10 protein-coding genes are annotated in these 11,235 nt (G+C 53.9%); 1 reads left to right on the top strand and 9 read right to left on the bottom strand.

Going from position 1 to position 11,235, the window contains the following annotated elements:
• Window positions 1-81: 81 nt before the first annotated feature.
• From IFO68_RS11025 to rpe, 4 genes are all read right to left on the bottom strand, one after another.
• Window positions 82-2,430 carry an ExeM/NucH family extracellular endonuclease gene (locus IFO68_RS11025; protein ID WP_192015930.1) on the bottom strand — a complete coding sequence of 783 codons (2,349 nt, stop codon included), beginning with the start codon at window positions 2,428-2,430 and terminating at the stop codon, window positions 82-84.
• Between the two features lie 234 nt (window positions 2,431-2,664).
• The gene (trpS, locus tag IFO68_RS11030; protein ID WP_192015931.1) at window positions 2,665-3,669 is read right to left on the bottom strand and encodes a tryptophan--tRNA ligase; all 1,005 of its coding nucleotides are present in this window, start codon (window positions 3,667-3,669) and stop codon (window positions 2,665-2,667) included.
• A 104-nt stretch (window positions 3,670-3,773) separates the two neighbouring features.
• The gene (locus IFO68_RS11035; RefSeq protein WP_192015932.1) at window positions 3,774-4,457 is read right to left on the bottom strand and encodes a phosphoglycolate phosphatase; all 684 of its coding nucleotides are present in this window, start codon (window positions 4,455-4,457) and stop codon (window positions 3,774-3,776) included.
• A complete protein-coding gene (rpe, locus tag IFO68_RS11040; protein WP_192015933.1) occupies window positions 4,457-5,131 on the bottom strand; it encodes a ribulose-phosphate 3-epimerase in 675 nt (224 codons plus the stop codon). The genes IFO68_RS11035 and rpe overlap by 1 nt, the downstream gene beginning before the upstream one ends.
• 172 nt (window positions 5,132-5,303) lie before the next feature.
• On the opposite strand from rpe, the gene IFO68_RS11045 reads away from it, so the two are divergent.
• On the top strand, window positions 5,304-5,501 hold the full coding sequence (locus IFO68_RS11045) for a DUF2970 domain-containing protein (protein ID WP_192015934.1): 198 nt from the start codon (window positions 5,304-5,306) through the stop codon (window positions 5,499-5,501).
• Here the strand turns inward: IFO68_RS11045 and dam are convergent.
• The 5 genes from dam to IFO68_RS11070 form a co-directional block, all read right to left on the bottom strand.
• Window positions 5,479-6,306: an adenine-specific DNA-methyltransferase gene (gene dam, locus IFO68_RS11050; RefSeq protein WP_192015935.1), complete on the bottom strand. Its 828-nt coding sequence runs from the start codon at window positions 6,304-6,306 to the stop codon at window positions 5,479-5,481. The genes IFO68_RS11045 and dam overlap by 23 nt on opposite strands.
• A gap of 134 nt (window positions 6,307-6,440) precedes the next feature.
• Window positions 6,441-8,039: an AAA family ATPase gene (locus IFO68_RS11055; RefSeq protein ID WP_192015936.1), complete on the bottom strand. Its 1,599-nt coding sequence runs from the start codon at window positions 8,037-8,039 to the stop codon at window positions 6,441-6,443.
• Window positions 8,040-8,053: 14 nt separating this feature from the next.
• Entirely contained in the window at window positions 8,054-9,127 is a 1,074-nt protein-coding gene (gene aroB, locus IFO68_RS11060; protein WP_192015937.1) for a 3-dehydroquinate synthase, read from the bottom strand.
• Window positions 9,128-9,147: 20 nt separating this feature from the next.
• Window positions 9,148-9,666: a shikimate kinase AroK gene (aroK, locus tag IFO68_RS11065; RefSeq protein ID WP_027250635.1), complete on the bottom strand. Its 519-nt coding sequence runs from the start codon at window positions 9,664-9,666 to the stop codon at window positions 9,148-9,150.
• A 207-nt stretch (window positions 9,667-9,873) separates the two neighbouring features.
• The gene (locus IFO68_RS11070) at window positions 9,874-11,208 is read right to left on the bottom strand and encodes a type IV pilus secretin PilQ (RefSeq protein WP_192015938.1); all 1,335 of its coding nucleotides are present in this window, start codon (window positions 11,206-11,208) and stop codon (window positions 9,874-9,876) included.
• Between the last annotated feature and the right edge of the window lie 27 nt (window positions 11,209-11,235).

Genomic DNA, 11,235 nt, shown 5'->3' on the forward strand with positions numbered 1-11,235 from the left:
GGCGCCCTATTTTGCAACAGGGAGGGAGAAAGGCAAGCAGGATTGCCTCCTGCTGGCCTTTTTAGCGCCAAAAGCGCAGGATCAGTGCTTCATCTGACAGCTGTCACCGTTATACACAGCTTTCAGGCGGCCGGTTAAGCGCAGCGGCGCGTAGCTGCAAGGCACTTCGAACACCCCGTAAGCCAGCAGGCTCAGGCTCACCTGATCGCCGGCAGCAATGCCGACATGGTTTAAGAACACATTGTCCTCCCGGTAGCGACGCTGCTTGCCCGGCATCAGCCATGTTTGTGTACTGTCCCAGTACCAGCGATTGAATACCGGATAAACGGGATGGGCACTCTTGTTTTTGAACGTCAGCTGAAACCGGCGCGGATCAGGCTGTGCATAGCGCAGGCTGACCACCACAGGATCATGGTCTGAGGCAGAAAAGGGCCCGGCCGATTTCACCAGATCCCCTGTGTGCTTATCTGAGTACTCAAACAAACTACTTTCGACCGAATTGATGTGCCACTCTTCAATACCCGCCACTTTCCCGGCCAGCGACAGGTTAGCCAGTGCGTGATCCAAACTGCCCAGCTCTCCCTCATAGCTGTAGGAATAAGCCGGCACGTCGTGGCCTTTGTCGGCCAGATTCACCAGGCCCAGCCCTTTGCCTGCTTCCACACCGTGCTCATGCAGCACTTTACCGGCTACCGAAGTGCCGGAAGCCGACAGTATCTTGCGCTCTGCACTGGCCGGATCATAGTCAGTCAGAATGCGGATAGGATCTTCCTTGGCGTACGCATTCATATCACCCAGCACCAGCAGATCACCCTCGATATTTTTCAGTGTCTCAGCCAGTACCATAGCGGCAGAGACCCGGAACGCATTACAGTGGCCCTGTAAATCAGCCGGATCGCTGTCAAATTCACCCCTGACCCAATCTTCGTAGCAACCTGAGCCTTTGGATTTCAGGTGATTCACCACCACGGTCAATGGCTGCGCGTCCGCCGCGCCTTGCACCGCGAAAGTCTGCATCAGGCTGTCACGCTGGTACTTATCCAGCTGTTTCGTCTCGCCCTGAGGACTCTCTCCGGACAAGTGCTGCTCCGGCATCCGAATGACCTGCGCCGCTGACGCCGGCTGTACTTTGCCCGGACGGTAAATCAGCGCCACTGTGATGGCATCCGAGCCCAGAAACCGGCCCTGGTGCATGTCAGCCTGCTCAATAGTGATGAAGCTGTAGTGATCCGCCGGATCACTGAACTGCTGGTTCAGCGTGGTGACCAGATTGGCCAGCGCACTGTCATCACCAAAACCGTTATTTTCCACTTCCATGATACCGACGATATCGGCATTCATGGCAGTCAGCGCATTGACTATCTTGCTGCGCTGCAGCTGGAAATCACTCAGGGTGTTGGCACCACGGTTGCAGCCATTGGCCGCATCGGCATCGGCCTGATCTTTACACATCGCATTCAGCGCGCCGCCTATGTCACTGTCGCTGGTAAAGAAATTAAGCACGTTGAAACTGGCGACTTTCAGCTGCGTATCCGGCACCGCCTGCGGGGCCGGGGTACGATCGTCATGGTGGATAAAATCCGCTGCCGACAGGGTGTTAGTGGGCAGCAGACGGTACTCGCCGTAGCTGTAGCCAATCACCCCTTCAAGATTCACGACTGTGTCGCCCACCCGAATATAGCCCTGCTCGGCATCCAGTGCCGGAAAATAAGGCATCACGCCATCCGGCGCCTTGGCATCAGTATCAATGTAGAGCTGATTGCGGTCATTCGCTGCCGCCAGTGCTTTGGCTTGCTCGCTGCCGGCCACATAGAGCTGAGTGGGTTTCATTAGCGGCGCAGCGTGTGACAGCACCATATTGTTACGGTACGAGGAGTAATCAAAACCAAAATTGCGGGTCACTTTCAGCTGACTGTCTGTTACCAGCCGGACACGCATGCCTTCATAGCGTTCCATGGCATCAGCCAGCTGCTCACCGCCTCTGACGCTAATGGCAACAGGTGCCGGTACAACGCCCGGCGCTTCGATCACCAGCTTGTCCTGCTCGGCCAGCAACTGCGTCAGGTCGTAGTGCTCTTTAACCCTGGCCTTGAGACACACCGTCATTCCCGGCTGCACATCCGCCGCCACCTTAGTGCCGGTGTAGACAAAGATACCGTCAGAAGTGTCAGGGTTGTCATCACCCTGCGGATCCTGCATGAAGAAGCCTTTATAGAGGCTGTCCGTTTTGGCCGTCACCACCCCGCGCACGTAATAGGCCTCTGAGCTGGTGTACTGGCCGTCAGGGATCACTGGGCTCTTGAGGCCGTCTCCCTGAAGCTGATAAATCGGGATCAGGGTTTGCGTGTCACAGCTAAAGGTGTCGGCCATTGCCTGCACAGGCAATAAGCCCACGGCAGCCGCCAATGGCAAAAGTGTGGTTCGTAGCATGTCTGCAATCCTTTACATTTATTGAGAGCTATATCTAAAAAGGAATGCATTATTTAACACTTATACATCTCATAAATGTGACAGCATTAACAAACACTACACATATGCACCATGTGACTTCATTTTAGTGATCTTACTCTAAAAAACAGCAGAGGTAATTGGCGGTAAACGGGCACAAAAAAAGCAGAAGGTGCTGCCTTCTGCTTACATTTGTACGCTTAATGAGATTTATGATTAAGGGCGGGCAACAAAACCCACGGCCTGGTAAACCTTCTTCAGCACCTCGGCGGCACGTGCAGAGGCTTTCTCAGCACCGGTTTTCATCACCTGATCCAGGAAAGCGCGATCTTCACGGTATGCGTGATAGCGCGCCTGAAGCGGCTCCAGCATCGCCACCACCGCTTCGGCGGTATCTTTCTTCAGATGGCCGTACATTTTATCGCTGTACTCGGCTTCAATGTCGGCCAGGCTCTTGCCTGTCACACCCGACATGATACCCATCAGGTTCGACACCCCAGGTTTATTTTCGATATCAAACACCACACGTGGCGGCTCTTCAGAATCGGTTACCGCACGTTTGATCTTCTTGGTGATCGCTTTCGGGTCTTCCAGCAGACCAATCACATTGTTGCGGTTGTCGTCTGACTTGGACATCTTCTTCAGCGGATCCTGCAGGCTCATTACACGCGCGCCAACTGGCGGAATGTAAGGCTCAGGCACCACAAAAGTATCGCCATACAGATTGTTGAAGCGAATCGCGATGTCACGAGCCAGCTCCAGGTGCTGCTTCTGGTCATTGCCCACAGGCACCTGATGCGCGCCGTACAGCAGGATATCTGCCGCCATCAGCACAGGATAAGAGAACAGGCCGGCATTGATGTTTTCCGAATGGCGCTGTGATTTGTCTTTAAACTGCGTCATACGGTTCAGCTCACCCATCTGGGTGTAGCAGTTCAGCACCCAGGCCAGCTGAGCATGCTCACGGGCATGCGACTGAACGAACAAGGTGCTCTTTTCCGGGCTGACGCCCACCGCCAGACACAACGCCAGCGCATCCAGCGTGGCTTCACGCAGCGCCGCCGGGTCCTGGCGGACTGTGATGGCATGCAGGTCCACCACACAGTAGTGGCAGTTGTACTCATCCTGCATTTGTTCCCACTGACGCAGCGCACCCATGTAGTTACCAATACTTAACTCACCGGAAGGCTGTACGCCACTAAATACAATGGGTTTACTCATGATGGGATATTCCTGTTTGTCCTAAACATATCCGGCGGCACCTATGCCGCCTGAAAACAATAAGTGACCGGCTAAACCTGACGCCGATCGAGTCAACGCTGCGATTAGGCGATAGCCACTACATCCAGCAACTGGCTGAACTGATCCAGCACCCGATCCGGGTGACTGTCACTGATCGGCAGGCCATAGTTGTAGCCATAAGTCAGGCCGACAACATAGCATGAGGCCGCCTGAGCCGCCAGAACATCATTACGGGAGTCGCCGACCATCAACATCTCGCTGCAACTCAGGCAATGTTTTTCCATCAGCCAGTGCAGCGCGTAAGGGTCCGGCTTTTTCTTCGGGAAGGTATCGCCGCCGATCACATCGGTAAAATACTGGCTGATCCCGTACTCTTCAAGAATATGCGGCACAAACTGTGAGGGTTTGTTGGTGACAATCGCCATAGGGATCCCTGCCTGATGCAGGGTTTCCAGCGTTTCTGTCACCCCCGGGTAGAGCACTGTTTTCTTGTGACCGCCTTCGCGATAAAAACGGTTAAACATCACCAGTGCTCTTTGATGCAGCTCGGGATCCAGCGCCGGGTCCAGTTCAATACTCTGACTCAGGGCGCGGCCAATCAGAGTCTCAGCACCATTGCCTATCCAGGTCTGGGTCTGCGCTTCGGTCACGCCGGGTAAGCCCAGCGCTTGCATGGTTTTATCAGCAGCGTCGGCAAGGTCCGGTACACTGTCGAGCAAGGTGCCGTCCAGATCAAACGCGATAAAGGTAATGCCTTCAATTTTCATTAACGCTTCACCTTGGCCAGTTCTGCCCGCATCTCGTCAATCACGGTTTTGTAATCCGGCTGACCAAAAATCGCCGACCCGGCCACAAACATGTCAGCACCAGCCTGAGCGATTTCGCGGATATTCTCCACTTTCACCCCACCGTCAATTTCAAGCCGGATTTCACGGCCAGAGGCCTCAATCCGCTCGCGCACCATACGCAGCTTTTCCAGGGTATGCGGAATGAAAGACTGCCCGCCAAAACCCGGATTGACCGACATCAGCAAAATCATGTCCAGCTTGTCCATCACGTGGTCGAGATAATGCAGCGGCGTGCCCGGATTGAATACCACACCGGCCTGACAGCCGTGGTCTTTGATCAGTTGCAGGCTTCTGTCCAGGTGCTCGGTCGCCTCGGCATGAATGGTGATCATAGTCGCGCCGGCCTTGGCAAAATCCGGAATAATGCGATCCACCGGCTTAACCATCAAATGCACATCAATCGGCGCAGTAATGCCATAATCACGCAGCGCTTTACAGATGGGGGCACCAAAGGTGAGGTTAGGGACGTAGTGGTTATCCATAACATCAAAGTGGATAACATCGGCACCGGCGGCCAGCACTTTTTCAACGTCTTCACCCAAACGGGCAAAATCGGCAGACAAAATGGAGGGAGCGATCAGAAAATCCGTCATGTTCAGCCTCTGTACTTGAGTGGGTTCCCGCGCGGTATAGCTATACGGGGCAGTAAATGGGCAAAATTCTACCCGATATCCACCCCGATGTCTTACCGATTTGTTCCGCAGCCCTCTCTGTGTTTACAGGCTAAGCTAAAGCGTAAGGAAGCGCAGACGACAGGAGTTACTCATGAAGCACAAACCCGCATCAAAGAAAAACAACCTGTGGCGCAGCGTGGGCGCTGCTCTGCTGGGGGTTCAGTCCGATCACAGCCGGCAACAGGATTTCAGCCAGCCCAGTGCCCTGCCCTTCATTCTGGCAGGACTGGTCGCTATCTTTCTGTTTGTGGGAATGCTGGTGATCATCAGTCGTTTTGTGGCGGGCTGAACAGCGCCAGCAGCTCGTCCACTTTATTGCGGCCACCGCCGTTTCGGCTGATCGTGCGTTTTACCCGCACCACTGACAACGCCGCGCCGTGATACAGGCGGCGGGTCAGCGTAGTGTCGTGATTGGAAATCAGTACCGGAATGTCACGCTCTGTGGCGGCTTTTTCTGCCACATCGGCCAGTGCAGCCTGATCGTCCAGACTGAAACCATTACCGGCATAAGAGGTAAAATTGGCCGTTGTTGACAGCGGCGCATAAGGCGGATCGCAATAAATCACACTGCCTTTGCGGGCGCGGGAAAAGGTCTGGTGGTAGCCTTCACAGATAAAGGTCGCTTTTTTGGCCTTTTCCGCAAAGTGGTACATTTCTGCTTCCGGGAAGTAAGGCTTTTTATACGAACCAAACGGCACATTAAAGCCGCCTTTCTTGTTGTAACGGCACAAGCCATTAAAGCCATGGCGGTTCATATAGAGAAAATACAGGGAACGCAGGTAGGTATCCTGAGTCTGGTTAAACGCTTCGCGGATAGCCAGATAGGCACCTTTCTGGTTGTATTCCGGGGTGAAATACTGCCGAGCGTCTTCGATATAACGCTCGGGTTCATGCTTAATCACATTGTAAAGATTGATTAAATCCGGATTGATATCAGCCAGCAGATAGTCGTCGTAGTCCGTGTTAAGAAACACAGAACCCGCACCGACAAAAGGTTCAACCAGTTTTCGTGCAGGTGGCAGATGTCGTCTGATGTCCTCGACCAGAGAAAACTTGCCTCCGGCCCATTTCAGAAAGGCACGCTGCTTTTTCATTTGGTTAACCTACCACCCATAACGACTGTCTTTTCAAAGGTGGCGGATTGTAACCTATTTCTCACCTGACCCATACTGCTTGGGGACAATTATCCCCCTAACAACTGAATTACTGCCGACCGGGCGCCATGCGGTTACTGAACCCGGTCGATTTCACGGTGAATCTGCGTATAAGATTTCACCCAAGGCTGCACCGATTGCACTTTCGCCGGTAACTGCGCCTGTGCCCGGCGGGCGGCAGCTACGCTACTGTAATCACCGGTGACCACAATATACCAGCGCACACCCTGCCGCTGGGTCTGATACACCTGGGCGGTATCTTCAATCCCGTATTCATTGAGGAAACTGCGGGTGGCGTCCAGCGAATGCATCGCGGCCAGCTGCAGCGCATAATGACGGCTATTGACCGACTTGAGGGTATCTTTATCTTCTGCCATTGCTGCCTGCAGGCCGGTCAGCTGCGGTGCTGTTGGAGCCGCATCTGCCGTTGGCTCTGGCGTCGAAGCGGCGGCGGGAATGCCGGTTTCTCCCCCCTCAGCCGCGGGAGTATTAGCCGCCTGACTGAGAGCGCCCTGGGCTGCCACTGCCAGCTCGCCTGAGCCACCGGTTTCCTGCTCGGTGAGCATGGCATCCACCACATCCGATGGCACCACCACGCGCTGGCCTGCGGTATTGCTGCGGCCAACGGTCAATCCTTCAATCTTGACCGGCTCAGGTAAGATCTCCGCATTTGCCTCAGCAGGTGCGGACGACCCCGCTTCTGCTATCTGGCTATCGCTACTGTCTGTGAGGCCAGCGGCTCCGCTGTCCGTTGCAAGTGGCAGCTCATCATGCTCATCCGGTAACACAGCCAGGCCATCGGCCGATTGCGCCAGCACTTCATCTGCTGCCGTCATATCCGGGCTGGGTGATTCCGTATCGGATTGAGATGATGCCGTCTGATCGGGGAAGTACCAGAACACCAGGCCAGCCGCCGCAATAACCAGCAACAACAGCAAGAGTGCGGCCGGGGAAAAAGCTCTGGAGCTTGTATTGGCCATATTCACCACCTCCGTGTGATTGAGTGCCGACAACGCGCCGGGTGTCGGCGCCACATCCTCCGCCTGCGCTTTGAGGGCCCGACGTTGGTTGGCATCGAGTGAATGGGTGGCCAGAACCAATTCCAGAAACGCCTGTACTTCCTGTTCAGACAGTAAGGGAATTTCCAGCTCCAGTGGCGTCTGTCCCTGACCATGAGAGACCTGATGCAAGGCTTTGGTTAACCGACCAGTCTGACTAAAGAGTAGTACATTCACCTGCCAGTCTGCTGAATCTTGTGCTTTCACCACCAGAGCCCACAGTTCGCCAATCAGTGCCGGACTGAGCATATGGGCATCATCGATCACAAGCAGCAGCTCGACCGGTTTTCCAGCCAGCAGACGCTCAACACTCTGGTGCAGGGGATCACTCTCGTTAAACACTGCGCCCGGGATCAGTTGGTTAAGCAATATGGTTCTGTGCTGGTTGTCATTCTGTGCCGGGTGACACATCAGCAAGGCCTGTCGGGTATTGTTAATACCGTCTGAGTCGGCCCATTGCTCAAGATACCGCTGCGCCAGCCAGGATTTACCGGCCCCGGGTTCGCCGCTGATTTGGATCAAATGGGAGCTGAATCGGGTCAGAAACTGTACCCGGGAAAGCAGTTGGATCTGGCTGTCCAGATCCAGAGACGTCAGAGAAGCGGCTATCGTCATGTATTATTACAACATCAGGGTTCTATCACCTGACGCAGGATATCATTCGGTACATCAGAAACGACCTCAGCACGACCAATTCCAGTCGGTAATACCAGCCTGAGCTTACCTGACAACACTTTCTTATCCCGCATCATGTGCTTGATATAATGGTCAAAGTTCATAGTTTCCGGTGCAACGACCGGCAGGTCAGCTTGCACCAGCAATGAACGGATTTTTTCCGCTTCTGCTGATGTCATCAAACCTAACAGACAAGCCGTTTGTGCTGCTTGTACCGTACCGGCAGCAACAGCTTCACCGTGAAGCCAATTACCATACCCCATCTCAGCTTCAATCGCATGACCAAAAGTGTGACCTAGATTCAGCAGCGCGCGCACACCTGACTCTTTCTCGTCAGCAGCAACCACATCCGCTTTGATCTGGCAGCATCGGGCAATCGCCTGACTCAGTGCTTTGGCATCCAGCGCACGCAATTGATCCAGATGTTGTTCCAGCCATTGGAAGAAATCCTGATCAACGATAATGCCGTATTTGATCACTTCCGCCATACCGGCAGCAAACTCGCGGGCAGGCAGGCTTTTCAGACAGTCAGTGTCAATGATCACCGCCTGAGGCTGATAAAATGCCCCGACCATGTTTTTACCCAAAGGGTGATTGACGGCCGTTTTACCGCCGACCGATGAGTCCACCTGCGCCAGCAGGGTGGTCGGAACCTGAATAAAACCCACCCCACGCTGGAAACAGGCAGCGGCAAAGCCCACGACATCGCCAATCACGCCACCGCCCAGTGCTACCAGCACCACGTCGCGGCCGTAACTGCCTTCCAGCAGAAATGTCATGATTTGATTAAAAGTATCGAGGGTTTTGTACTGCTCGCCGTCAGGGAGGTTGAGCAGGGCCACGTCCTTTGCCAGTGGACTGAGCGTGGCCTGCAGTGTGTCGGCATAAAGAGGGGCGACAGTGTCATTACTGACGATAACAACCCGTCGACCAGTCACAGAGGTGAAATAGTCCGGATCAGACAGTAATCCGGTGCCAATTGAAATATCGTAACTTCTCTCACCCAGACTGACTGTAATCCGCTCCATGACTCGTTGTTTCTCCGTCGTTAACGCTCTTCCAGCATTTTGATAATTTGATTAGCAACGACCTTAGCACTCTGGTCGTCGGTACGTACTGTGTAATCCGCTACTTCTTCATACAATGGATTACGCTCTTCTGCAAGCGCTTCAAGCACTTCACGAGGTTTGTCGGTTTGCAGCAGAGGGCGCTTCTTGTCACGCTGAGTACGTGCCAGCTGTTTCTCAATGGTGGTTTCCAGATACACCACGATACCACGAGCTGACAGACGGTTTCGGCTCTCTTTGCTTTTCACCGAGCCTCCCCCGGTCGCCAGGACTATGCCTTGCTCCTGGGTAAGATCGTCGATGACCGCTTCTTCACGGGCACGGAAGCCTTCCTCGCCTTCTACGTCGAAGACCCAGCTGATGTCGGCGCCGGTACGCTCTTCGATCACAGTATCTGAGTCAAGAAACTCCATATGTAACTGCTGTGCAAGGTGTCTGCCAATGGTGCTCTTACCGGCCCCCATTGGTCCTACCAAGAAAATATTTCGTTTTTCAGCCATGTTTAGCAAATATACGCGCGATTAAAAAATAGACAAAACCGCCCACAGGCTATTGATTTACAAGCCTGAGGCGCCAACTTCCTCACATTTCATTCGTGATAAGACCGAAAATTATCTCAGGACTCACTGCTGTTTGGCAATAGCCAGTCTCAGTCAAGCGTCTAATCTCAGCAAAATAAACACCCCCTGCGCCTGCGCCTGGCCTCACTATCGGAGGATTTTCGGGGTCACGAAAATTAATAATTCACGTCTGGTATCACGTTCAAGCTCTTGCCTGAACAGACTGCCCACTAAGGGGATGTCCCCCAGCAAGGGAACTTTACGCACGGCCTGACTGAACTGGTGCTGGAAAATGCCGCCCAGGACTATGGTCTCGCCATTGTCCACCAGCACCTGGGTGCCAATCCGCTGGGTATCAATCGCCACCGCTTCTCCTGTGCCTGCCATCACCGTCTCGCCGGGCTTATTCTGTGTGACTTCAAGATCCAGCACCAGCTTGTCATCCGGGGTGATCTGCGGCGTCACCATCAGGCTCAGCACCGCTTTCTTGAAGGAAACAGACACCGCGCCACTTGACGAGGCTTCGAGATAGGGAATCTCTGTCCCCTGCTCAATATAGGCCATTTTTTTGTTCGTTGTGACCAGTCGGGGGCTGGAAATGATTTCTGCTTTCTCCTCAGCCTGCAGGGCCGACAATTCCAGATCCAGCAGTTGATCCCCCCACCTTGCCACCTGAAAGGCCATTCTGGCAGCGCCAGCCTGAGCGCCAAGGTTCACATTGAGATAATCACTGACATCCGGTTTAAGGTTATCAGCCCCCAGCGCCGCCAGGTTTCCTTCAATGGAACCCCCGAGCGTCACGCTGCCACTGGTATCTAACATCCCCCAACGTACGCCAAGATCCGTGATATCCTTCTCATTCATACTGACAATGCGCGCTTCTATCTGCACCTGCTTGACCGGTTTATCCAAGGCGTCAATGATAGCAAGCAGGGTCTCCATGCTGTCAGCCACTTCCTTGACAACCAGAGCGTTCGTTCTGTCATCCACATGCAAAGCACCATACTCGGTCAGCAACCCCGATTGGCCGGGTTTACCTGCCAGCATGTCCGCTAAATCCGTGGCTTTAGCGTAACGGATAAGAACCACTTCGGTTTTAAGTTCCCCGTCCTGCAAGGGTTGACGGATAGCCTGCGGCTCCTGAGCAGCCATTGCCGCTCTTGGCGCCACCACCATAATATTGCCGTGCCGCTGATAGGCCAGTCCTTTCATCTGCAACACAATATCCAGCGCCTGAGACCAGAGCACATCTTTGAGATTCAGGGTAATATTGCCCTGCACTTCATCGGAAACCACCAAGTTATGCTGCTGGTGTTCAGCCATCACCTGTAATAACTGGCGTACTGGGACATCCTGAAAATTAAGCGACAATCGCTTCCCATTCGCAGAAGATAGTCCCTCAGACCCTGCCATTGCCGAGGCAGTGCCAAGCACAGAGATCATGCAGTATGTCAGCATGAACAGTGCACAAAAAGTATGCATGTTTTTCTTTCCTGAATAATTCTGCTC

Source organism: Photobacterium arenosum, assembly GCF_014841115.1.
In the GTDB taxonomy this organism is placed as follows: Bacteria; Pseudomonadota; Gammaproteobacteria; order Enterobacterales; family Vibrionaceae; genus Photobacterium; species Photobacterium arenosum.

Bases quoted from the DNA above. Each gene is read 5' to 3' on its own strand.
- IFO68_RS11055 (WP_192015936.1), bottom strand. From the start codon at position 8,039: ATGACGATAGCCGCTTCTCTGACGTCTCTGGATCTGGACAGCCAGATC.
- IFO68_RS11035 (WP_192015932.1), bottom strand. From the start codon at position 4,457: ATGAAAATTGAAGGCATTACCTTTATCGCGTTTGATCTGGACGGCACC.
- aroK (WP_027250635.1), bottom strand. From the start codon at position 9,666: ATGGCTGAAAAACGAAATATTTTCTTGGTAGGACCAATGGGGGCCGGT.
- rpe (WP_192015933.1), bottom strand. From the start codon at position 5,131: ATGACGGATTTTCTGATCGCTCCCTCCATTTTGTCTGCCGATTTTGCC.
- IFO68_RS11025 (WP_192015930.1), bottom strand. From the start codon at position 2,430: ATGCTACGAACCACACTTTTGCCATTGGCGGCTGCCGTGGGCTTATTG.
- dam (WP_192015935.1), bottom strand. From the start codon at position 6,306: ATGAAAAAGCAGCGTGCCTTTCTGAAATGGGCCGGAGGCAAGTTTTCT.
- IFO68_RS11070 (WP_192015938.1), bottom strand. From the start codon at position 11,208: ATGCATACTTTTTGTGCACTGTTCATGCTGACATACTGCATGATCTCT.
- aroB (WP_192015937.1), bottom strand. From the start codon at position 9,127: ATGGAGCGGATTACAGTCAGTCTGGGTGAGAGAAGTTACGATATTTCA.
- trpS (WP_192015931.1), bottom strand. From the start codon at position 3,669: ATGAGTAAACCCATTGTATTTAGTGGCGTACAGCCTTCCGGTGAGTTA.
- IFO68_RS11045 (WP_192015934.1), top strand. From the start codon at position 5,304: ATGAAGCACAAACCCGCATCAAAGAAAAACAACCTGTGGCGCAGCGTG.